The organism is Variovorax sp. AC194, from assembly GCF_979257995.1.
In genome coordinates, this window is sequence record NZ_OZ409823.1 from 797,617 (window position 1) to 818,358 (window position 20,742).

23 protein-coding genes are annotated in these 20,742 nt (G+C 64.6%); 19 read left to right on the forward strand and 4 right to left on the reverse strand.

Annotation, left to right across the window (positions count from 1 at the left end; translation table 11 throughout):
* Positions 1–15: 15 nt before the first annotated feature.
* The gene (locus ACZYRS_RS03830) at positions 16–1,275 is read left to right on the forward strand and encodes a type VI immunity family protein (protein WP_463418178.1); all 1,260 of its coding nucleotides are present in this window, start codon (positions 16–18) and stop codon (positions 1,273–1,275) included.
* Positions 1,276–1,450: 175 nt separating this feature from the next.
* Positions 1,451–2,071: a PoNe immunity protein domain-containing protein gene (locus ACZYRS_RS03835; protein ID WP_463418179.1), complete on the forward strand. Its 621-nt coding sequence runs from the start codon at positions 1,451–1,453 to the stop codon at positions 2,069–2,071.
* A gap of 91 nt (positions 2,072–2,162) precedes the next feature.
* Here the strand turns inward: ACZYRS_RS03835 and lipA are convergent, their stop codons facing one another.
* Genes lipA through ACZYRS_RS03855 form a run of 4 tightly spaced genes read right to left on the reverse strand, consistent with a single transcriptional unit; the run spans position 2,163 to position 5,072 of the window.
* Positions 2,163–3,146 (reverse strand): lipoyl synthase, encoded by a 984-nt coding sequence (gene lipA / locus ACZYRS_RS03840; RefSeq protein WP_463418180.1) that lies wholly within the window; start codon positions 3,144–3,146, stop codon positions 2,163–2,165.
* A gap of 7 nt (positions 3,147–3,153) precedes the next feature.
* Positions 3,154–3,858 (reverse strand): lipoyl(octanoyl) transferase LipB, encoded by a 705-nt coding sequence (gene lipB / locus ACZYRS_RS03845; protein ID WP_463418181.1) that lies wholly within the window; start codon positions 3,856–3,858, stop codon positions 3,154–3,156.
* Between the two features lie 12 nt (positions 3,859–3,870).
* On the reverse strand, positions 3,871–4,182 hold the full coding sequence (locus tag ACZYRS_RS03850) for a YbeD family protein (protein WP_093443436.1): 312 nt from the start codon (positions 4,180–4,182) through the stop codon (positions 3,871–3,873).
* On the reverse strand, positions 4,179–5,072 hold the full coding sequence (locus ACZYRS_RS03855; RefSeq protein WP_463418182.1) for a D-amino acid aminotransferase: 894 nt from the start codon (positions 5,070–5,072) through the stop codon (positions 4,179–4,181). The genes ACZYRS_RS03850 and ACZYRS_RS03855 overlap by 4 nt, the downstream gene beginning before the upstream one ends.
* A gap of 157 nt (positions 5,073–5,229) precedes the next feature.
* On the opposite strand from ACZYRS_RS03855, the gene ACZYRS_RS03860 reads away from it, so the two are divergent.
* From ACZYRS_RS03860 to ACZYRS_RS03940, 17 genes are all read left to right on the forward strand, one after another.
* A complete protein-coding gene (locus tag ACZYRS_RS03860; protein WP_198788343.1) occupies positions 5,230–5,715 on the forward strand; it encodes an ATP synthase subunit I in 486 nt (161 codons plus the stop codon).
* A gap of 4 nt (positions 5,716–5,719) precedes the next feature.
* Entirely contained in the window at positions 5,720–6,589 is an 870-nt protein-coding gene (atpB, locus tag ACZYRS_RS03865) for a F0F1 ATP synthase subunit A (protein ID WP_198788344.1), read from the forward strand.
* Positions 6,590–6,659: 70 nt separating this feature from the next.
* Positions 6,660–6,923: a F0F1 ATP synthase subunit C gene (atpE, locus tag ACZYRS_RS03870; RefSeq protein WP_007830191.1), complete on the forward strand. Its 264-nt coding sequence runs from the start codon at positions 6,660–6,662 to the stop codon at positions 6,921–6,923.
* Between the two features lie 77 nt (positions 6,924–7,000).
* Positions 7,001–7,471 carry a F0F1 ATP synthase subunit B gene (locus tag ACZYRS_RS03875; RefSeq protein WP_007830193.1) on the forward strand — a complete coding sequence of 157 codons (471 nt, stop codon included), beginning with the start codon at positions 7,001–7,003 and terminating at the stop codon, positions 7,469–7,471.
* A gap of 8 nt (positions 7,472–7,479) precedes the next feature.
* Positions 7,480–8,010 (forward strand): F0F1 ATP synthase subunit delta, encoded by a 531-nt coding sequence (locus ACZYRS_RS03880; protein WP_198788345.1) that lies wholly within the window; start codon positions 7,480–7,482, stop codon positions 8,008–8,010.
* A gap of 48 nt (positions 8,011–8,058) precedes the next feature.
* The gene (gene atpA / locus ACZYRS_RS03885) at positions 8,059–9,672 is read left to right on the forward strand and encodes a F0F1 ATP synthase subunit alpha (protein ID WP_093443448.1); all 1,614 of its coding nucleotides are present in this window, start codon (positions 8,059–8,061) and stop codon (positions 9,670–9,672) included.
* A gap of 33 nt (positions 9,673–9,705) precedes the next feature.
* Positions 9,706–10,581, forward strand: a complete 876-nt coding sequence (gene atpG / locus ACZYRS_RS03890) for a F0F1 ATP synthase subunit gamma (protein ID WP_198788346.1) — start codon at positions 9,706–9,708, stop codon at positions 10,579–10,581.
* A 93-nt stretch (positions 10,582–10,674) separates the two neighbouring features.
* The gene (locus tag ACZYRS_RS03895; RefSeq protein ID WP_463418183.1) at positions 10,675–11,061 is read left to right on the forward strand and encodes a hypothetical protein; all 387 of its coding nucleotides are present in this window, start codon (positions 10,675–10,677) and stop codon (positions 11,059–11,061) included.
* 131 nt (positions 11,062–11,192) lie between these two features.
* The gene (atpD, locus tag ACZYRS_RS03900) at positions 11,193–12,593 is read left to right on the forward strand and encodes a F0F1 ATP synthase subunit beta (protein WP_198788348.1); all 1,401 of its coding nucleotides are present in this window, start codon (positions 11,193–11,195) and stop codon (positions 12,591–12,593) included.
* A 22-nt stretch (positions 12,594–12,615) separates the two neighbouring features.
* Positions 12,616–13,035, forward strand: coding sequence for a F0F1 ATP synthase subunit epsilon (locus tag ACZYRS_RS03905; protein ID WP_013543863.1), 420 nt, complete (start codon positions 12,616–12,618; stop codon positions 13,033–13,035).
* A 227-nt stretch (positions 13,036–13,262) separates the two neighbouring features.
* A complete protein-coding gene (locus ACZYRS_RS03910) occupies positions 13,263–14,432 on the forward strand; it encodes an ROK family protein (RefSeq protein WP_198788437.1) in 1,170 nt (389 codons plus the stop codon).
* On the forward strand, positions 14,429–15,967 hold the full coding sequence (locus ACZYRS_RS03915; RefSeq protein ID WP_463418184.1) for a sugar ABC transporter ATP-binding protein: 1,539 nt from the start codon (positions 14,429–14,431) through the stop codon (positions 15,965–15,967). The genes ACZYRS_RS03910 and ACZYRS_RS03915 overlap by 4 nt, the downstream gene beginning before the upstream one ends.
* Positions 15,930–16,964 (forward strand): ABC transporter permease, encoded by a 1,035-nt coding sequence (locus ACZYRS_RS03920; RefSeq protein WP_463418185.1) that lies wholly within the window; start codon positions 15,930–15,932, stop codon positions 16,962–16,964. Before ACZYRS_RS03915 ends, ACZYRS_RS03920 begins: the two co-directional genes overlap by 38 nt.
* Positions 16,965–17,103: 139 nt before the next feature.
* Complete coding sequence (locus ACZYRS_RS03925) at positions 17,104–18,066, forward strand: substrate-binding domain-containing protein (RefSeq protein ID WP_198788351.1); 963 nt, start codon at positions 17,104–17,106, stop codon at positions 18,064–18,066.
* A 146-nt stretch (positions 18,067–18,212) separates the two neighbouring features.
* A complete protein-coding gene (locus tag ACZYRS_RS03930) occupies positions 18,213–19,379 on the forward strand; it encodes a Gfo/Idh/MocA family protein (RefSeq protein WP_463418186.1) in 1,167 nt (388 codons plus the stop codon).
* A gap of 49 nt (positions 19,380–19,428) precedes the next feature.
* Positions 19,429–20,130: a phosphatase PAP2 family protein gene (locus tag ACZYRS_RS03935; RefSeq protein WP_463418187.1), complete on the forward strand. Its 702-nt coding sequence runs from the start codon at positions 19,429–19,431 to the stop codon at positions 20,128–20,130.
* A gap of 76 nt (positions 20,131–20,206) precedes the next feature.
* Positions 20,207–20,740: a DUF3617 domain-containing protein gene (locus ACZYRS_RS03940; RefSeq protein WP_463418188.1), complete on the forward strand. Its 534-nt coding sequence runs from the start codon at positions 20,207–20,209 to the stop codon at positions 20,738–20,740.
* The last annotated feature ends 2 nt before the right edge of the window (positions 20,741–20,742 follow it).

The window sequence follows — 20,742 nt, forward strand, 5'->3', positions numbered from 1 at the left end:
GCGGATGACGACACTATGAAGAAGAAAACCTACCAAGAACGTCTCAGTCGGCTCGAGCGTTACACAAGTCTCTGTCGTGCGGACAAAAATTTTATCGAGCACAAAGCAGGTCTCTATGCGACCTTCTACTTCAAGCACACGAATCCAGAGCGTGAGTCCACGAAGGCGACACGCGAGGCTCTGATCGAGTGCTGGCGCGATTACTGGAGCGTCGTTGGTATAGAAAATTTGCGATGGATTTACGGCTTCAAGAACGGAACCGTTTCGAGCCATCGCATGCCCACAAGCAAAGTGCCAACCATCGAGCAATATTTAAGGGATCCGGAAAACGAGGACACCTATCAGTACTACGCTAGCGGCGGGGATCATGCCTATGACGCCAGCGATTATTTGTTCCACACTGCCGCAAGCTATGTCGATCCGGCATTCGCTTTCAGCTTTGCCAGATTGAGACTTCAAGCGCCCCTCGCCTTCCTCACCAATGGCGACTTGCCCAAGTTTGTTGCGTTGATCAAACGATGCGCTCAAAGACTGCAAGTCGACCAAGCTTATGGCGGACTCGGCTTTCTCCGCACCTACAACGAAGAAAGTACGACCTGCAGGGCCGAGGCTCAGCTTGCGAAGTTGTTCAGTGGAGTTGACGTTGATATACCGCATCGAATCGCATCCCAGCTTGGTAACTCGCGGGAGGGGCTTCTCGGTATCTCTGGTGCCCATTGGCTCAATTTTCTCAATGATGACTGGGTAGTCCGATTGGGAGGCGTAGAGCACTTGCGTTCCGAACTGGCGCCGGAAACCTTTACGGTAGAGCCGTATTCGGGGGGGCTGTTCATCCAGGCAGGTCCGCATCCAGAGCCTGGGCACAAAGATGACGGATTGCCTCCGCGCTATGTGTGGCTGAACCGGGTTCTCAAGCCCGTACGCGTGGCCAAAATGCAGTATCACATCGGCAGCACGCCTGGCCAGCTTGCCCTGCCCGAGGATGCCGGAACTTACTTCACGCGTTTCGATGATGCATCGGACGCGCTGGGCGACCGATTGGACATAGCGAAGCGCGAAGACTCGGCAGCGCACGCAACGATTCGCGGAGTGGATGCACAAGGGCGCATCGAAGGAGGCATGCCGTGTCCGCGAACCGGCTGGTGGGTTACCCCTGCAAAGACAAAGTCGCGCCGCTACTTCAAGATTGGCGAATTGATGCCCGTGATCGAGGACAGTGACTACGGCTCAACGTTCTGGCAATGGGATTTGGATCGGTCTGCCCCAAGGCGCTGAAACCTCCATGGCATTCAAAAACGTTCGCAGGCAAACATTCCTCAATGAAGCTCATGCAGAAGAATTCGCAGAGAACCTGAGATGCCGAATCAAGAGATTCAAGCCGGAGATCAACGACGTGGTGTCGGTGCCCAGGGCCCGTCAGTCATTCGCGTGAAGCGTCGCCACGAATTCTTTGGAGCTGCTGATCCTTCGGTACACCGCAGGACGTGCGACATTTGAACTGGCTGAAGAATTTCCTTCCGTCATCGCGGCTTTCGATGTGTATGTGCCGCTCAATAATCCTCCAGCCCACGAAGCCCGCACACTCGAAATCACGCAGCATGAGGCATATGTCTACGTCATGTGGCTGCTGGCTTTATGCCGCCTGCTCGGCCATGAGAAATTGATCCCGACCGTCATGGGCTGGATCGACAGCAACGCCGAATACAACCGGGGACGCGACGGCTTGTTTGAAGCCGTTGTCGAGAAGCTGACAGGAAAAAATGAACCGGTGGAACGTGTGCTGCTGCACCCCGCCGCCTATCGACCGCTCGCCAAGGCGACGGCTCCCGATGCGCAGGATCGGCCGGCGCTGGTCAAGGAGTTCCTCGACGGCTGGTACCAGAACATGACGGACTGCTACTGGCACGACACGCACACCGACCAAGAAGGGTCGTCGTACTTCGGCTACTGGGCTTTCGAGGCCGCTTTGGTCACGGTGCTGTGGGACATCGACGACCGCAGTTACCGGGACCACTTGGTCTACCCGAAGGACCTTGCAGATTGGGCCCGTGCGCATCGAACGAGTGCGTGACCGGATGCGGGCCCCGCGAGCGATGTGTATCGCTATCGCCGAACGCGCGCTCGCCATGCAATGCGGAGCGATGCGCTCGCCCCGCGCCGCCTCACACCCCAGCCGCGTGCGCCTGCTGATCCGCGTGATAGCTCGACCGCACCATCGCCCCCACAGCCGCATGGCTGAAGCCCATCTTGTAGGCCTCTTCCTCGAACATCTTGAACGTGTCCGGGTGCACGTAGCGGCGCACCGGCAGGTGCGAGCCCGACGGTGACAGGTACTGGCCGATGGTCAGCATGTCGATGTCGTGGGCGCGCATGTCGCGCATCACCTGCAGGATCTCTTCGTCGGTTTCGCCCAGGCCGACCATGATGCCGCTCTTGGTCGGCACGTTCGGGTGCAGCGCCTTGAACTTCTTCAGGAGGTTCAGGCTGAACTGGTAGTCGCTGCCGGGGCGCGCTTCTTTGTAAAGGCGCGGCGCGGTTTCCAGGTTGTGGTTCATCACGTCGGGCGGCGCGGCCTTCAGGATCTCCAGGGCGCGGTCGTCGCGGCCGCGGAAATCGGGCACGAGGATCTCGATCTGCGTCATCGGCGAGAGCTCGCGGATGTTCTGGATGCAATCGACGAAATGCTGGCTGCCGCCGTCGCGCAGGTCGTCGCGGTCGACGCTCGTGATCACCACGTACTTCAGGCGCAGCTTGGCGATGGTCCTGGCGAGGTTGAGGGGCTCGTCCTTGTCCAGCGGATCGGGGCGGCCGTGGCCCACGTCGCAGAACGGGCAGCGGCGGGTGCACTTGTCGCCCATGATCATGAAGGTGGCCGTGCCGTTGCCGAAGCATTCGCCGATGTTCGGGCACGAGGCTTCTTCGCAGACGGTGTGCAGGTTGCTCTCGCGCAGGATCTGCTTGATCTCGTAGAAGCGCGTGGTGGGGCTGCCGGCCTTCACGCGGATCCACTCGGGCTTCTTGAGCACTTCGCCGGTCTGCACGACCTTGACGGGGATGCGCGAGAGCTTGGCCGCGGCCTTTTGCTTGGCCAGGGGGTTGTAGGTTTCGGCGCTTTGCGCGTCGCGGACGACTTCGGTGGTGCTCATTGGATTGCTAAGGTGCCAGGAAGGTGGTGAGCTTTTGGCCCAGCACGCCGGCAGCTTCTTCCCATGTGGTTTGGATGCCGATTGTAGAAAGGTCGACCGTCTGCAGCCCCGCGTAGCCGCAAGGGTTGATGCGGGAGAAGGGTTCGAGGTCCATGTCGACGTTGAGCGCGACGCCGTGGTACGTGGCATGGCGGCTCACCTTGATGCCCAGCGCGGCGATCTTGCCGAGGCCCCGGAACGGGTCGCCGGCGGGCAGCGGGCCGGTCAGTGCGGCATGCGAGAACGGGTCGTCCAGCCGCACGTAGATGCCCGGCGCGCCCGGCACGCGGTGGCCGGTCACACCGAAATGCGCGAGCGTGCGCAGCACCGATTCCTCGATGCGGTAGACGTATTCCTTGACGAAGTAGCCGGCGCGGCGCAGGTCGATCAGCGGATACGCGACCACCTGCCCCGGGCCGTGGAAGGTGACCTGCCCGCCGCGGTCGGTCTGCACCACGGGGATGTCGCCGGGGTTCAGGATGTGGCCCTGCTTGCCGGCGATGCCCTGCGTGAACACGGGGGCGTGCTCGCAGACCCACAGCGCATCGGGCGTTTCGGGCGCGCGCTCCAGCGTGAACTGCTTCATCGCCGCGAAGGTGCCGGCGTAATCGACGCGGCCCAGCCACTGCGGGGCGATGGCGGTGTCCGCCGGGAGGTCTGCGACCGTCGTCATGCAAGGCTCAGTTCAAAGAACGACCTTGACCGACGGATGGCCCGAGAGCGCGCGATAGAGGTCGTCGAGCTGCTCGCGGCTGGTGGCGGTGACGGTGATCGTCACGCCCAGGTAGTTGCCGGCCTTGCTGTCGCGCAGCTCGACCGTGGTGGCGTCGAAGGTCGGATCGAACTGCTCGGCGATCTGCGTGATCGCGTGCACCAGGCCATCGGTCTTGGCGCCCATGACCTTGATGGGGAATTGCGAGGGGTACTCGATCAGCGATTCCTTGCGCGGATCGGGAATGGGCGCGGTGACTGCGTCGTCGGTGGTGTTCTCGGTCATGCAGTGGCTCCTTGCTTCTCAGCGTTGCGTTGCTTGGCCTGTTGGTAGGCGGCATACAAGCTCTTGTAGATGGGGCCGGGATGGCCGTTGCCAATGGTCTTGCCATCGAGGGTGACGACGGGCAGCACTTCCTTGCTGGCCGAGGAAAGGATCAGTTCGTCGGCACCGAACACCTCGTCGCGCGACACGCGGCGCAGCGCGAAGGGAATGCCGCCTTCCTGGCACAGGCGCTCGAGGAGGCCATAGCGGATGCCGGTGAGCACGAGGTTGTCCTTGGGCGGGCCGATGAGGACGCCCTCCTTCACGATCCACACGTTGCTCGACGATGCTTCGCTCAGCCAGTCGCCGCGGAACATGACGGTCTCGGCCGCGCCGGCCTGCACGCTGATCTGCCGGGAGAGCACGGCGCCCAGCAGGCTGGTGCTCTTGATGTGGGCCTTCTGCCAGCGGAAGTCGTCCGCAGTGACGCAGGCCACGCCCTTGGCGCGCACCGCATCGGCCACGGGCGGCAGCGGATTCACCATGACGAAGACGGTGGGCGTGAGGCCCTTGACCATCGCGTGGTCGCGCGGCGCGACGCCGCGGGTGACCTGGAAGTAGACGGCTTGCGGGGCGTCGCCGCCCGCGGCGACCAGGCGCATCACGATCTTGCGCCATTGGTCGAGGGAGAGCGGGTTGACAATCTGCAACTCGGCGAGCGATCGGTCCAGGCGCGCCATGTGCTCCTCGAAGCAGAAGGGCTGGCCGCCGTAGACGGGAACGACCTCGTAGATGCCGTCGCCGAAAATGAAGCCGCGGTCCAGGACGCTGATCTTCGCGTCGCGCAGGGCGGTGTACTCGCCATCGAGGTAACAAAGCGTGGCGGGCAGGGCGTCGGTGATAGGGTGCATGAAGGAATTATGGTTGCCTGCGCCGAGTCGGGTTCACGTCAGGTCTTGTGGCCATCGATTTGCAATCGTGACGCTGATGTGTCGGGAGTGGCTGGGTTTTTACTTATAATCAATGGCTTTGTAGAAATTCTGGGTCGTCATCCGGGCTTCATTCGAAATGAAAACAATCGCCCGACAGGACTCGGAGGTCGCTGAAGACCTCGACGCAGAATTCAAGCCGTTGACCGCCGATGAGGCGCGTGAACTGCGAGCAAAGAACCCTTCGGTCTCCCCTTGGCGGGTGGTCGCGGGTCAGTTGGTTGTCGGTCTGGTGGTGGCTCTGGCCATCTGGGGACTGACGGGGAGGCAAAATCTGGGTTGGTCCGCCGCTTACGGCGCGATCGCGGTGGTCATTCCAGCGGCGGTGTTCGCACGTGGGCTGACCGGCAGGTTCTCTTCCCTGAATCCGGGCACTGCGGTGTTTGGGTTCTTCCTCTGGGAAATGGTCAAGATGGCCTTGTCCGTGGCGATGCTGATCGCCGCGCCAAGGCTGATAACGGCGCTGAGCTGGCCCGCAATGCTGGTCGGCTTGGTGGTGACAATGAAGGCGGCCTGGTTGGCGGTGATGTTCTCGCCCCGGCGCCGGCAACAACGAGACGAGTAACGGAATGGCTGCTGAAAACGCTGCGGAACATGGTCAGACCGCTGGTGAATACATCGTTCACCACTTGACGCATCTGCAAAGCTCCAAGCCTGCAGGTGTGGCCGATCTTTCGGTCTTCAACTTCGATTCGCTGTTTTTCTCCATCGCTCTGGGCATCCTGGGTTGCTGGTTGCTCTGGCTGGCTGCACGCAAGGCCACCTCGGGTGTTCCGGGCCGCTTCCAGGCTGCCGTCGAGCTGCTGGTCGAAATGGTCGACCAGCAAGCCAAGGGCATCGTGCACAACGCCACGAGCCGCAAGTTCGTCGCTCCGCTGGCGCTGACCATCTTCGTCTGGATCTTCCTGCTGAACGCAATGGACCTGTTCCCGGTCGATTTGTTCCCGGCGATCTGGGCCAAGATCTTCGGCATCGCCGGCGCCGACCCGCACCACGCCTACCTGCGCGTCGTGCCCACGGCCGACCTCTCGGTGACGATGGGCATGTCGGTGGCGGTGCTGCTGATCTGCATCTACTACAACATCAAGATCAAGGGCGCCGGCGGCTGGATCCACGAGCTGTTCACCGCACCCTTCGGCAACCACTGGGCGCTGTACCCCTTCAACTTCGCCATGCAGATGATCGAGTTCGTCGCCAAGACGGTCTCGCACGGCATGCGGCTGTTCGGCAACATGTACGCCGGCGAACTGATCTTCCTGCTGATCGCCCTGATGGGCGGCGCCTTCACGCTGTCGGCCACCGGCATCGGCCTGGCCATCGGCCACATCATCGCGGGCACGGCCTGGGCCATCTTCCACATCCTGATCATCACGCTGCAAGCCTTCGTGTTCATGATGCTGACGCTGGTCTACATCGGCCAGGCCCACGATCACCACTGATCGCACCGATCACCCCTGTTTCGTTTTTGTTTTTCGTTTTCTCTTCAACCAAAGTCCTCTAGGAGTCATCATGGAAGTTATTAGCTTTGTTGCACTGGCCGCCGGCCTGATCATCGGTCTGGGCGCTGTGGGCGCATGTATCGGCATCGGCATCATGGGCAGCAAGTACCTCGAGTCGGCCGCACGTCAGCCCGAACTCATGGGCGAACTTCAAACCAAGATGTTCCTGCTGGCCGGCCTGATCGACGCTGCTTTCATTATCGGCACCGGTATCGCCCTGTGGTTCGCAACGGCCAACCCGTTCCTGGCTCAGATCGCCAACCTGCCGAAGTAAGTCTTTCTCGTCGGACCCGTGTCGTCGTTCCCCTCTGTGGAATGGCTTCGCATTCAATCCCAAAGAGAGGGTGAAAAGTGAGCATTACCGGTACCCTGATCGTTCAGATGATCGTGTTCCTGATCCTGGTCGGGTTCACGATGAAGTTCGTGTGGCCGCCGATCGCGAAGGCGCTGGACGACCGCGCTGCGAAGATCGCCGAAGGCCTCGCTGCCGCCGACAAGGCCAAGTCCGAGCTGTCCGCCGCCAACAAGCGCGTGGAAGCCGAGCTGGGCCAGGCACGCAACGAGTCCGCACAACGTCTTGCCGACGCCGAACGTCGCGCCCAGGCCATCGTTGAAGAGGCCAAGGCCCGCGCGACCGAAGAAGGCAACAAGATCGTTGCAGCTGCCCGCGTCGAAGCCGACCAGCAGGCACTGAAGGCCCGCGAGGCCCTGCGCGAGCAGGTTGCCGCACTGGCCGTCAAGGGCGCAGAGCAGATTCTGCGCAAGGAAGTGAATGCGGGCGTTCACGCCGATTTGCTCGCCCGTCTGCAGACCGAACTCTGATAGAAGCCATGGCAGAACTCGCCACCATTGCACGTCCCTACGCGGAGGCGCTTTTCAAGGCCTCGTCGTCCGACGTCGCCGCCACCAGCGCCTGGCTCGACAAGGTTGCCGCCATCGCGGCCAACCCCGAGCTCCGGCAATTCGCCGACAACCCCAAGGCCACGGCCGAGCAGGTTCTCGGTGTGGTCGCCGGCGCCTTCGGTGCGCCGTTGGCCGCCCACGCCCAGAACTTCCTGGGTGCGCTCCTGGAGAACGGGCGTTTTTCGGTGCTGCCGGAAATTGCGAAGCAGTTCCGGGCACTGGCCAACGTGAAGAGCGGTTCGTCCGACGCCGTGGTCTACAGCGCCTTCCCGATCGATGCCGCGGCCCTGGCCAACGTGTCGGCTGCGCTCGAAAAGCGTTTCGGCCGCAAGCTGCAGGTGACGGTCCAGCAGGACCCGGAACTGATCGGCGGCATTCGTGTGGTGGTCGGCGACGAGGTGCTCGACACCTCCGTCAAAGCGCGCCTTGAACAAATGAAAGTTGCGCTGGCGGCCTGACGGTCTTCAGCCCTCTACTTGTAGCCTCAAAGAAAGAAGGAAAGAGTCATGCAACTCAATCCCGCAGAAATTTCCGAACTGATCAAGAGCCGCATCGAGGGCCTCGGGGTCAGCGCCAACATCCGCAACGAGGGCACCGTGGTTTCGGTGACCGACGGCATCGTGCGCGTGCACGGCCTGTCCGACGCGATGCAGGGCGAAATGCTCGAGTTCCCGCCCACGGCCGACGGCACCCCCTCGTTCGGCCTTGCGCTGAACCTGGAGCGCGACTCGGTCGGCGCCGTGATTCTGGGCGAGTACGAGCACATCTCCGAAGGCGACACCGTCAAGTGCACGGGCCGCATCCTGGAAGTGCCCGTGGGCCCCGAGCTCATCGGCCGCGTGGTGAACGCCCTGGGCCAGCCGATCGACGGCAAGGGTCCGATCAACGCCAAGATGACCGACGTGATCGAGAAGGTCGCACCGGGCGTGATCGCCCGCAAGTCCGTGGACCAGCCGATGCAGACCGGCCTGAAGTCCATCGACTCGATGGTGCCCGTCGGCCGCGGCCAGCGCGAGCTGATCATCGGCGACCGCCAGACCGGCAAGACCGCCGTGGCGATCGACGCGATCATCAACCAGAAGGGTCAGAACATGACCTGCGTCTACGTTGCGATCGGCCAGAAGGCTTCGTCGATCAAGAACGTGGTGCGCTCCCTCGAACAAGCCGGCGCGATGGACTACACCATCGTGGTGGCCGCATCGGCCTCCGAATCGGCGGCCATGCAGTACGTGTCGGCCTACTCGGGCTGCACGATGGGCGAATACTTCCGCGACCGCGGCCAGGACGCGCTGATCGTCTATGACGACCTGTCCAAGCAAGCCGTGGCCTACCGCCAGGTCTCGCTGCTGCTGCGCCGCCCGCCAGGCCGCGAAGCCTACCCCGGCGACGTGTTCTATCTCCACAGCCGCCTGCTGGAGCGCGCAGCCCGCGTGAACGCCGACTACGTCGAAGCCTTCACCAAGGGTGAAGTCAAGGGCAAGACCGGTTCGCTCACGGCGCTGCCGATCATCGAGACGCAAGCCGGCGACGTGTCCGCCTTCGTTCCGACCAACGTGATCTCGATCACCGACGGCCAGATCTTCCTGGAAACCAGCCTGTTCAACGCCGGCATCCGCCCCGCCATCAACGCCGGTATCTCGGTGTCGCGCGTGGGTTCGTCGGCGCAGACCAACCTGATCAAGAACCAGTCGGGCGGTATCCGTACCGACCTGGCCCAGTACCGCGAGCTGGCTGCGTTCGCGCAGTTCGCCTCCGACCTGGACGAAGCCACCCGTAAGCAACTGGACCGCGGTGCGCGCGTGACGGAACTGCTCAAGCAGACCCAGTACAGCCCGCTGCCGATTTCGCTGATGAACGCCACGCTGTTCGCAGTGAACAAGGGCTTCATGGACGACATCGACGTCAAGAAGGTGCTCTCGTTCGAACACGGCTTCCATCAGCTGCTCAAGTCGAGCCACGCGGCCCTGCTCGAGACCATGGAAAAGAATGGCGCCAAGTGGGACGTGAAGCCCGCCAAGCCGGACGACAGCGCCGAGAAGCAAGCCTTCAAGAAGGTTTGCCAGGACGCCGAAGCCGAACTGCTGGCAGCCGCCACCTCGTTCAAGAAGTCGTTCGCCTGATCGACCCCTTGACCGACGCAAGAAGGAGTTCATATGGCAGCTGGTAAGGAAATCCGCGGCAAGATCAAATCGGTGGAAAACACCAAGAAGATCACCAAGGCCATGGAAATGGTCTCGGTTTCCAAGATGCGCAAGGCGCAAGAGCGCATGCGTGCCGCCCGCCCCTACAGCGAGAAGATCCGCAACATTGCGGCCAACCTCGGCAAGGCGAACCCCGAGTACACGCACGCATTCATGAAGAAGAGCGACGCGAAAGCGATCGGCTTCATCATCGTGACGAGCGACAAGGGGCTGTGCGGTGGCTTGAACACCAACCTGCTGCGCGCCGTGACGACCAAGCTGCGCGAGGCGCAGGCCGCTGGCGTTGCCATCGAGTCGGTCGCCATCGGCAGCAAGGGCCTGGGCTTCCTGAACCGCATCGGCGCCCGCGTGGTCGCGCATGTCACCCACCTGGGCGACACGCCGCACCTGGACAAGCTGATCGGCCCGGTCAAGACCCTGCTGGACGCCTACGCGGAAGGCAAGCTCTCGGCCGTGTACCTGTGCTACACGAAGTTCATCAACACGATCAAGCAGGAGCCGCTCGTCGAGCAGCTGCTGCCGCTGGCGGCAGACTCGCTGAAAGTCGAGGAAGGCCAGCATTCGTGGGACTACATCTACGAGCCCGATGCGCAAAGCGTGATCGACGAGCTGCTGGTGCGCTATGTGGAGTCGCTGGTCTACCAGGCCGTGGCCGAGAACATGGCGTCCGAGCATTCGGCGCGGATGGTGGCCATGAAGGCCGCCACCGACAACGCGGGCAACGTGATCAGCGAGCTGAAGCTGGTCTACAACAAGACCCGCCAGGCCGGCATCACCAAAGAGCTGTCGGAAATCGTGTCGGGCGCGGCAGCGGCCGCCGGCGTTTGATCCAGGCGATGCAACGGGCCACATTGCCGGTCGGCGGCGCTCTGTGCGTTCTCCGATAACTCCAAGGCCTACTTTTAGGGGACTCTGCGCAACATGAAGAAATTTCTCGTTCTGGTGGCCGTTGCTGCCGCTCTGACTGCTTGCTCCAAGAAGGAAGAAGCACCCGCTGCTGCTCCGGCTCCCGCCGCCGCACCTGCGCCCGCTCCTGCCGCTCCGGAACCGGCGCCGGCCGCAGCACCCGCTGCTGCAGCCCCGACGGCATCGGCCGCGGACCTGCCGCAAGAGTGCAACGACTACCTGACGAAGGTGCAGACCTGCGTGGGCGCACAAAGCGGCGCTGCCGCCGATGCGATGAAGGCCAGCCTCGACCAGACCAAGGCCACCTGGGCTTCGATGGGTGCCGACAAGGCCGCCCTGGGCCAGGCATGCAAGGCCGCTTCGGACGCTTTCGCTGCACAAGCGACGGCCATGAAGTGCTGATCTGAAGAAGTAGCAGTTCTCAAGGGTGCCGGCCCGTCCGGCATTCTTGCAAAAGCGGCCCGTTTTGGCACCAGGACGCTTCTGCAAGAACCTGTCGCAAATTTATTGAGATCCATCCAGAAGGAAACGCCATGGCTGAAGGAAAAATTGTCCAATGTATCGGCGCCGTGGTCGACGTGGAGTTCCCGCGTGACCAGATGCCCAAGGTGTATGACGCCTTGAAATTCGAAGGCGGCGGACTGACCCTCGAAGTTCAGCAGCTGCTGGGCGACGGCGTGGTGCGTACCATCGCGCTGGGCTCGTCCGACGGCCTGCGTCGCGGCCTGATCGTGACCAACACCGGTGCCGCCATCACGGTGCCCGTCGGCAAGGCCACGCTCGGCCGCATCATGGACGTGCTCGGCCGTCCGATCGACGAGCGCGGCGAAGTGAGCCAGGAGCTCACCGCCTCCATCCACCGCAAGGCCCCCGCGTACGACGAACTGTCGCCTTCGCAAGACCTGCTGGAAACCGGCATCAAGGTGATCGACCTGGTGTGCCCGTTCGCCAAGGGCGGCAAGGTGGGCCTGTTCGGCGGCGCCGGCGTGGGCAAGACCGTGAACATGATGGAACTGATCAACAACATCGCCAAGGCTCACTCGGGTCTGTCGGTGTTCGCCGGTGTGGGTGAACGTACCCGCGAAGGCAACGACTTCTATCACGAGATGGCCGACTCCGGCGTGGTGAACCTGGACAACCTGCCCGAGTCGAAGGTGGCCATGGTCTACGGCCAGATGAACGAACCCCCGGGCAACCGTCTGCGCGTGGCGCTGACCGGCCTGACCATCGCCGAGTCGTTCCGCGACGAAGGCCGCGACGTGCTGTTCTTCGTGGACAACATCTACCGCTACACGCTGGCCGGTACCGAAGTGTCGGCGCTGCTGGGCCGCATGCCTTCCGCCGTGGGCTACCAGCCCACGCTGGCCGAGGAAATGGGCCGCCTGCAAGAGCGGATCACCTCGACCAAGGTCGGCTCGATCACCTCGATCCAGGCCGTGTACGTGCCGGCGGATGACTTGACCGACCCGTCGCCCGCCACGACCTTCGCCCACTTGGACTCCACCGTGGTGCTGTCGCGCGACATCGCCTCGCTCGGCATCTATCCCGCCGTGGACCCGCTGGACTCGACCTCGCGCCAGCTCGACCCGAACGTGGTCGGCGAAGAGCACTACAACGTGGCCCGCGCCGTGCAAGGCACGCTGCAGCGCTACAAGGAACTGCGCGACATCATCGCGATTCTGGGCATGGACGAACTGGCACCCGACGACAAGCTCGCCGTGGCCCGCGCCCGCAAGATCCAGCGTTTCCTGTCGCAGCCGTTCCACGTGGCCGAAGTGTTCACCGGCTCGCCCGGCAAGTACGTGCCGCTGTCCGAAACCATCCGTGGTTTCAAGATGATCGTGAACGGCGAAGCCGACCACCTGCCGGAACAAGCGTTCTACATGGTGGGCACGATCGACGAAGCGTTCGAAAAAGCCAAGAAGGTCGCTTGAGGCGGCATAGATAGGAACTCAGATGGCAAACACCATTCACGTCGACGTGGTCAGCGCGGAAGAGTCGATCTTCTCGGGCGAAGCCAAGTTCGTCGCGCTGCCCGGTGAAGCCGGTGAGCTCGGCATCTATCCGCGCCACACCCCGCTGATCACGCGCATCCGCCCCGGCGCCGTGCGCATCGAAACGGCCGACGGCGGCGAAGAGTTCGTCTTCGTGGCCGGCGGCATTCTCGAAGTGCAGCCGAACGCCGTCACCGTGCTGTCCGACACCGCGATCCGCGGCAAGGACCTCGATGACGAAAAGGCCAACGTGGCCAAGGCCGCCGCCGAGGAAGCGCTGAAGAACGCGAAGAGCGACATCGACATCGCGATGGCGCAGTCCGAACTGGCCGTGATGGCCGCGCAGATCGCTGCGCTGCGCAAGTACCGCCAGAAGAAGTAAGCGCGCGAGCGCTTCTTCCCAGGAAAAGCCGCCTTCGGGCGGCTTTTTTGCGTTCTGACTTTCGCTTTCAACCAGCTTCGATCTGAACTTGGTCGAAGTTTGGCCTTGTCCGGCTGAAGCCCTGCCCCTAGTATTCGCGTTCGCCCGACAGCCCCAGGCTGCGGAGCAGGCAAAAAGAACACGGAGACAAGCGCGTGGCACCCTGGAGTGGCATCACTGCTCATGAGATGCAGTTGCTGGAAACGACCTTCTGGTCGGCCGGCGGCTCGCGCCATGCCATGGCCGAACAACTCGGCTTCTCCAAGAGCAAGGCCAACGCGTTGATCGCCGGCCTCGTCGACCAGGGGCTCCTGGCCGAAGCGGGCCTGCAGCGCTCTTCGGGCGGACGCCGCGCCGAAAACCTCCAACTGCATGCCGGCCTCGGCGTGCTCGTCGGCATCGACATCGGCGCCACCAGCCTGGACGTGGCGGTGCTCCGCCCCGACCTCACCGTGCTCGCCCAGCATGACGAACCGGCCGACGTGCGCGACGGCCCCGCGGTCGTGCTTGCCCGCGTCCGCACGCTGATGCGCGAACTGCTCGCGCGCTGCGGCCACAGCGCCAGGAGCGTGCTGGGCATCGGCATCGGCGTGCCCGGCCCCGTCAACTTCGAGATCGGCCAGCTCGTGAACCCGCCGCTCATGCCGGCATGGGACAGCTTCTCGATCCGCGACTACCTGCGCGAGGACTACGCGGCGCCCGTCTTCGTCGACAACGACGTGAACCTCATGGCGCTGGGCGAACTGTGGCGCCTCAAGCGTTCGCTCACCAATTTCCTCGTCATCAAGATCGGCACCGGCATCGGCTGCGGCATCGTCTGCCACGGCGAGGTGTACCGCGGCGCCGCGGGCTCGGCCGGCGACGTGGGCCACATCTGCGTGGACCAGGAAGGCCCGCGCTGCCATTGCGGCAACCTCGGCTGCGTCGAGGCGATGGCGGCCGGCCCCGCGATCACGCGCATGGCGATGCAGGCGGCCGAAGCGGGCGAGAGCGAAGCGCTGGCCGAGTGCCTGCGCCTGCATGGCCGCATCGACGCGATCGACGTAGGCCAGGCCAGCCGCGGCGGCGACACCGCGGCCAACGGCATCATCCAGCGCGCGGGCAGCCTGATCGGGCAGATGCTCGCCTCGGTCGTCAACTTCTTCAATCCGTCGCACGTGTTCATCGGCGGCGGCATCACGCGCATCGGGCCGCTGTTTCTCGCGGCGGTGCGGCAGAGCGTGTACCAGCGCTCGCTCGCGCTTTCCACGCGGCACCTGGAGATCCAGTACACGCCGCTCGGCACGCAGGGCGGCCTCGTGGGCGCTGGCGTGCTCGCGATGCACGAGACCCTCAAAGTTCGCGGAGTGGCGCCATGAGTGCAGCAGAGAACATCAAGGGCAGCGTCGCCGTCGAGTTCGACGGCGTGGTGAAGGCCTTCGGCCCGGTGCAGGTGCTGCACGGCGTGAGCTTCTCGCTCGCGCCCGGCCACGTGTACGGCCTCCTCGGCGAGAACGGCGCGGGCAAGTCCACGCTGATGAAGATCCTCGCGGGCTACGAACAGCTCAGCGGCGGCACGCTGCGCATCAACGGCCTGCCGCAGCAGTTCGCGAGCTCGCGCGATGCCGAGGCGCTGGGCATCGTGCTGATCCACCAGGAGTTCAATCTCGCCGAAGACCTGAGCGTCGCGCAGAACATCTTCCTCGGCCACGAGAAGAAGAAAGGCTGGCTGCTCGACGACGCCTCGATGGAGCGCGACGCCGCCGCAGCCCTCGCCGCCGTCGGCCTGCAGGTCGATCCGCGCACCAAGGTGCGCAAGCTCATCGTCGCGGAGAAGCAGCTCGTGGAGATCGCCAAGGCCATCGCCCGCCGCGCGCGCCTGCTCATCATGGACGAGCCCACCGCCACGCTCACGCCGGGCGAGACCGAGCGCCTGTTCAAGCTCATCGCGCAGCTGCGCGCCGATGGCGTGACCATCGTCTACATCTCGCACAAGCTCGATGAAGTGGAGCAGGTGACCGACGAGGTGATCGTCATGCGCGACGGCCGCTTCGTCGCACGCGCGCTCACGCCCGATGTCACGCGCCACCAGATGGCCAACTTGATGGTGGGCCGCGAACTGGCCGACCTTTATCCGCCGCGCGACCTCGTCGTCGCGGCCGACGCGCCCGCGATGCGCGTGCGCAACTTCACCGTGCCCGGCTGGGCGCAGGACGCGAGCTTCGAGGTGCGCCCCGGCGAGATCCTCGGCTTCGCGGGCCTCGTCGGCGCGGGCCGCACCGAGCTCTTCGAAGGGCTCCTGGGCCTTCGGCCCGCGAGCGGCAGCGTCGAGATGCTCGGCAAGCCCGTGCCGCACAACAAGGGCTGGCGCAATCCGCGCGATGCCGCCAAGAACGGCCTCACGTACCTGAGCGAAGACCGCAAGGGCAAGGGCCTGCACGTCAACTTTGGCCTGCGCCAGAACCTGACGCTGATGGCGCTCGAGCGCTACGCCAAGCCGTGGCTGCAGCCCGAAGGCGAGCGCGGCGCGCTGGCCGAGGCGGTGAAGGACTACGGCATCCGCACCGGCTCGCTCGACGTCAAGGCCTCGTCGCTCTCGGGCGGCAACCAGCAGAAGCTCGCGCTCGCCAAGGTGCTGCAGCCGCAGCCCAAGGTGGTGGTGCTGGACGAGCCCACGCGCGGCGTGGACGTGGGCGCCAAGCGCGACATCTATTTCCTGATCCAGCGACTCGCCCGCGAAGGGCTCGCGGTGATCGTCGTCTCGTCGGAGCTGATGGAACTGATCGGCCTGTGCCACCGCGTCGCGGTGATGCGCGCAGGAAAACTCGTTGCCACGCTCGACGCGAACCACCTGACCGAAGAGGAGCTGATCGCTCATGCCACCGGAACTGCAAACACCCCCGTCGCAGCCTGAAGACGCCGCAGCCGCGGCGCACCGCAGCGAAGCCAAGCCAGGCTGGATCGCGCGCCTGCACGGCCTCGGCCCGGTCATCGGCCTCGTGCTGCTGTGCATCGCGGGCACGCTGCTCAACAGCGACTTCGCCACCGTCGACAACGCGATGAACGTGCTCACGCGCACGGCCTTCATCGGCATCATCGCGGTGGGCATGTGCTTCGTGATCATCTCGGGCGGCATCGACCTGTCGGTGGGCTCGATGGCCGCGCTGATTGCGGGCAGCGTGATCATGTTCATCAACTGGGCCGGCCCGGCTTCGGGCTCACCGATGCTGGCGGTGGTGATGGGTGCGGTGCTGGCCATCGTGCTGGGCGCGGTGTTCGGCCTCGCGCACGGCCTCCTGATCACCAAGGGCCGCATCGAGCCCTTCATCGTGACGCTGGGCACGCTGGGCATCTTTCGCGCGTACCTCACGTACTTCGCCGACGGCGGCGCGCTCACGCTGGACAACGACCTGTCGGACCTCTACGCGCCCGTGTACTACGCGAGCCTTGCGGGCATCCCGGTGCCGGTGTGGGTGTTCGTGATCGTCGCGATCATCGGCGGCGTCATCCTGAACCGCACGGCCTACGGACGCTACGTGCAGGCCATCGGCTCGAACGAGCAGGTGGCGCGCTACGCGGCGGTCGATGTGGACCGCGTGAAGATCATGACCTACGTGCTGCTGGGCGTGTGCGTGGGCATCGCGACGCTCTTGTACGTGCCGCGCCTGGGCTCCGCTTCGCCGACCACGGGCCTCCTGTGGGAGCTCGAGGCGATCGCCGCGGTGATCGTCGGCGGCACGGCGCTCAAGGGCGGCGCGGGCAGCATCACCGGCACCGTGGTGGGCGCGATCCTGCTCTCGGTCATCAGCAACATCCTGAACCTCACCAGCATCATCAGCGTGTACCTGAACGCGGCGGTGCAGGGCTTCGTGATCATCATCGTCGCGTTTCTTCAACGCGGACGCAGATGATGGCCCCCCGGCTTTTCACTCGCTGCGCTCGTGTAACTCCACCCCCCGAGGGGGAGGCGCGGCCGGCTTGGGGCGGCCCGGCGCTCGGCCGCAAATGTTTTTCCCGTTTCATTCCACCCACCAAGAGGAGACATCCAGCATGACAACTTTCACCCGTCGCATCGCACTCACGGCCGTCGCCGCTGCAGCGCTCGCGAGCCTGCCCGCGCTCGCCGCCGAAAAGGTCAACCTCGGCGTTTCGATTCCTGCGGCCACGCACAGCTTCATGGGCGGCATCAACTACTGGGCCAACCAGGCGAAGAAGGACCTGGAGAAGGAACACAAGGACCTGAAGATCACGATCAAGACCGCCGCCAACGCGCCCGAGCAGGCCAACCAGCTGCAGGACTTGTCGACGGTCACCAAGATCAACGCGCTGGTCGTGTTCCCGTTCGAATCGGCCGCGCTCACCAAGCCGGTCGCGCAGGTCAAGGCCAAGGGCGCCTACGTCACCGTGGTCGACCGAGGCCTGACCGACACCAGCGCGCAGGATGCGTATGTCGCCGGCGACAACACCGCCTTCGGCAAGATCCCCGCCGAATACATCGTCAAGACGCTGGGCGGCAAGGGCAACGTGGTTGCGCTGCGCGGCATCGCCACCACGCTGGACAACGAGCGCATGGACGCCTTCAACGCGGTGTTGAAGGGCAGCCCCGACATCAAGCTGCTGGATGCCAAGTACGCCAACTGGAACCGCGACGACGCCTTCAAGGTCACGCAGGACTACCTCACGCGCTTCAAGCAGATCGACGCCATCTGGGCGGCCGACGACGACATGGCCGTGGGCGTGCTCAAGGCCATCTCGCAGGCCAAGCGCGACGACATCAAGATCGTGTTCGGCGGCGCGGGCGCCAAGGACATGGTCAAGACCATCATGGACGGCAAGGACAAGCGCATCGGCGCCGACGTGAGCTACTCGCCCAAGTTCATCTACGACGCGATCAAGCTCACGGCCGAAGCGCGCCTGAAGGGCGAGAAGCTGCCGGCGACGACGATCATTCCTTCGGTGCTGATCACCAAGGAAAACGCCAAGGACTTCTACCACCCGAACTCGCCTTTCTGAGTCTGTGGTCTTGCTCCCTCTCCCCTTGGGGAGAGGGCGGGAGTGAGGGCGGCAGCGTTTGCAAAAGCAGTGCGTTTGCAACCGCCCAAGCCCTCACCCTAACCCTCTCCCCAATGGAGGGGGGACAACACGGAAGCCAACTACCCATGAGCTCCATACCTCTTCGCAAGCTCCGCTACGCCATGGTCGGCGGCGGCCGCGACGCCTTCATCGGCGCCGTGCACCGCAAGGCCATGGCGCTGGACGGCCAGATCGAATTCGTCGCGGGCGCGCTCTCGTCCAGCCCCGACAAGGCACGCGCCTCGGGCCGCGACCTGGGCCTGGCCGACGACCGCAACCACGGCGACTGGCAGACGCTGCTCGCCGACGAATTGAAACGCCCCGCGGACCAGCGCATCGACTTCGTCTCGATCGTCACGCCCAACCACGTGCACTTTCCCGTGGCACAGGCCTTCGCCGACGCGGGCTTCCACGTCGTGTGCGACAAGCCGCTCGTGCACACGCGCGACCAGGCCGATGCACTGGTCGCCACCGTCGCGAAACAGGGCACGGTGTTCGGCGTCACCTACAACTACACCGGCTACCCGATGGTGCGGCAGGCGCGCGAGATGGTGCGCTCGGGCCAGCTGGGCGACATCCGCAAGATCGTCGTCGAATACAACCAGGGCTGGCTCGCGAGCCATGTCGAAGGCAGCGGCAGCAACAAGCAGGCCGACTGGCGCACCGACCCCGCGCGCAGCGGCGCGGCCGGCGCCATCGGCGACATCGGCTCACACGCCGAGAACCTCGTCGCAAGCATCACGGGCCTCGAGATCGAAAGCCTCTGCGCCGACCTCACCGCGCATGTGCCGGGCCGCATGCTCGACGACGACGGCAGCCTCCTGCTGCGCTTCAAGGGCGGCGCGCGCGGCGTCCTGATCGCCTCGCAGATCAGCACGGGTCTTGAGAACGACCTGCGCCTGCGCATCTCTGGCGCGCTCGGCACGCTCGAATGGCACCAGGAGCAGCCCAGCCAGCTGGTGCACCTGCCGCACGACGGACCCAAGCGCATCTTCACGCGCGGCGGGCCGTGGCTGTGCGAAGCGGCGCGGCGCGCGAGCCGCTTGCCCACGGGCCATCCCGAAGGTTTCATCGAGGCTTTCGCCAACATCTACGCGGGCGTGGCGGCGGACATCCGCGCGCGGCTCGCGGGGCAGGCGGCCGATCCGCTGGCGGCCGACTACCCGCGCGTGGAAGACGGCGCGCGCGGCGTGCGGTTCATCGAGCGCACGGTGGCTTCGGCCCAAAGCCAATTAAAGTGGACGCCCTGGTGATGCGCCGGCCTCGCACCCGCGAGGCCATGCCGCGTTGCCATCGGCAGCCATGACGCATTTCTCTTCCGACGATTCCCGTTCATCTTCCTCGACGCGATGGCTGCGCGCCCTGTGGCTGCGCTGCAAGACGCTGTGGCCGCTCAAGCTCGTGGGCAACACCGTCGCCACCATCGGCTTCTTCCCGCTGTACTTCTGGATCATGAAGAACGCGGGCCAGGCGTGGGTGCTGCCGCTCACCGCGTTCGACCGGCTGATCGCGTTCTGGCCGGCCGTGCTTCCCATCTATCTTTCGCTCTGGGGCTACATCGCGCTGCCGGTGCTGCTGGCCAAGGACAAGCGCGAGCTCTGGAGCTTCTCCTTCGGCTGCGCGGCGATGACGGCGCTCGCGCTGGTCGTCTTCTGGTTCATGCCCACGGCGATACCGAATTTCACCATCGACGCCACGCCGGGCACGTCGCTGCATTTCCTGAAGACGGTGGATTCGGCCGGCAATGCCTTCCCGTCGCTGCACGTGTCGTTCTCGGTGTTCGCCTGCATCGTGCTCGCGCGCCAGTTGCGCGACGCCGGCGCGCCCGCATGGCTGCGCCTCTTCAACGTGGCATGGGCCGTGGCCATCGTGTATTCGACGATGGCGGTGCGCCAGCATGTCCTGATCGACGTGCTCGGCGGACTGGCGTTGGGCCTCGCGCTCGGCTTCGCATCGCGCGAGCGCAGCGCGGCCGCGCCGCCCGTGGGCGCACGCGCGGTGTAGGCCGGCCGTTGTATTTGTCGGGCGCGGCGCCTGCGGTACAAACTGGCATCGTCTTTCATCCGATGCAGGAGCCCTCATGAAGATCCGTTCGTCCGTTGCCGCCGCCTGCATGGCGGCCGCCGGCTTGTACGCTGCCCTGTGCGCCGGCCCCGCCTTCGCCCTCGACTACCCCGCGCGCAAGCCAGGCCTCTGGGAGATGCAGACCGGCGACGGCCCGGGCAGCAAGGCCAGCCCTCAAGTCATCCAGCAATGCATCGACGCCGCCACCGACAAGATGCTGCGCGACATGGGCCAGGGCATGGGCAAGGACATGTGCGCCAAGCAGGACATGCGCATGGAAGGCGGCAAGATGGTGATCGATTCGGTCTGCAAGATCGGCCAGACCACGGCCACCTCGCAGGCCGTGATGACCGGCGACTTCAGCACCGGCTACCGCCTGGAGAGCAAGTCGACCTACAGCCCGCCGCTCATGGGCCGCGCCAGTGCCACCACCGTCGTGGAGGCCCGCTGGGTCGGCCCCTGCAAGCCCGACCAGAAGCCCGGCGACATGGTGATGAACGGCATGAAGATGAACGTGCACGACATGATCGGCGGGCGCGGCAAGAAGTAGCC

Coding starts and splice junctions, on each gene's coding strand:
- ACZYRS_RS03940 (WP_463418188.1), top strand. CDS start 20,207: ATGAAGATCCGTTCGTCCGTTGCCGCCGCCTGCATGGCGGCCGCCGGC.
- lipB (WP_463418181.1), bottom strand. CDS start 3,858: ATGACGACGGTCGCAGACCTCCCGGCGGACACCGCCATCGCCCCGCAG.
- atpA (WP_093443448.1), top strand. CDS start 8,059: ATGCAACTCAATCCCGCAGAAATTTCCGAACTGATCAAGAGCCGCATC.
- ACZYRS_RS03855 (WP_463418182.1), bottom strand. CDS start 5,072: ATGCACCCTATCACCGACGCCCTGCCCGCCACGCTTTGTTACCTCGAT.
- ACZYRS_RS03930 (WP_463418186.1), top strand. CDS start 18,213: ATGAGCTCCATACCTCTTCGCAAGCTCCGCTACGCCATGGTCGGCGGC.
- ACZYRS_RS03920 (WP_463418185.1), top strand. CDS start 15,930: ATGCCACCGGAACTGCAAACACCCCCGTCGCAGCCTGAAGACGCCGCA.
- atpG (WP_198788346.1), top strand. CDS start 9,706: ATGGCAGCTGGTAAGGAAATCCGCGGCAAGATCAAATCGGTGGAAAAC.
- ACZYRS_RS03860 (WP_198788343.1), top strand. CDS start 5,230: ATGAAAACAATCGCCCGACAGGACTCGGAGGTCGCTGAAGACCTCGAC.
- atpB (WP_198788344.1), top strand. CDS start 5,720: ATGGCTGCTGAAAACGCTGCGGAACATGGTCAGACCGCTGGTGAATAC.
- ACZYRS_RS03895 (WP_463418183.1), top strand. CDS start 10,675: ATGAAGAAATTTCTCGTTCTGGTGGCCGTTGCTGCCGCTCTGACTGCT.
- ACZYRS_RS03935 (WP_463418187.1), top strand. CDS start 19,429: ATGACGCATTTCTCTTCCGACGATTCCCGTTCATCTTCCTCGACGCGA.
- ACZYRS_RS03830 (WP_463418178.1), top strand. CDS start 16: ATGAAGAAGAAAACCTACCAAGAACGTCTCAGTCGGCTCGAGCGTTAC.
- ACZYRS_RS03850 (WP_093443436.1), bottom strand. CDS start 4,182: ATGACCGAGAACACCACCGACGACGCAGTCACCGCGCCCATTCCCGAT.
- ACZYRS_RS03915 (WP_463418184.1), top strand. CDS start 14,429: ATGAGTGCAGCAGAGAACATCAAGGGCAGCGTCGCCGTCGAGTTCGAC.
- ACZYRS_RS03925 (WP_198788351.1), top strand. CDS start 17,104: ATGACAACTTTCACCCGTCGCATCGCACTCACGGCCGTCGCCGCTGCA.
- ACZYRS_RS03880 (WP_198788345.1), top strand. CDS start 7,480: ATGGCAGAACTCGCCACCATTGCACGTCCCTACGCGGAGGCGCTTTTC.
- atpD (WP_198788348.1), top strand. CDS start 11,193: ATGGCTGAAGGAAAAATTGTCCAATGTATCGGCGCCGTGGTCGACGTG.
- atpE (WP_007830191.1), top strand. CDS start 6,660: ATGGAAGTTATTAGCTTTGTTGCACTGGCCGCCGGCCTGATCATCGGT.
- lipA (WP_463418180.1), bottom strand. CDS start 3,146: ATGAGCACCACCGAAGTCGTCCGCGACGCGCAAAGCGCCGAAACCTAC.
- ACZYRS_RS03910 (WP_198788437.1), top strand. CDS start 13,263: ATGCAGTTGCTGGAAACGACCTTCTGGTCGGCCGGCGGCTCGCGCCAT.
- ACZYRS_RS03905 (WP_013543863.1), top strand. CDS start 12,616: ATGGCAAACACCATTCACGTCGACGTGGTCAGCGCGGAAGAGTCGATC.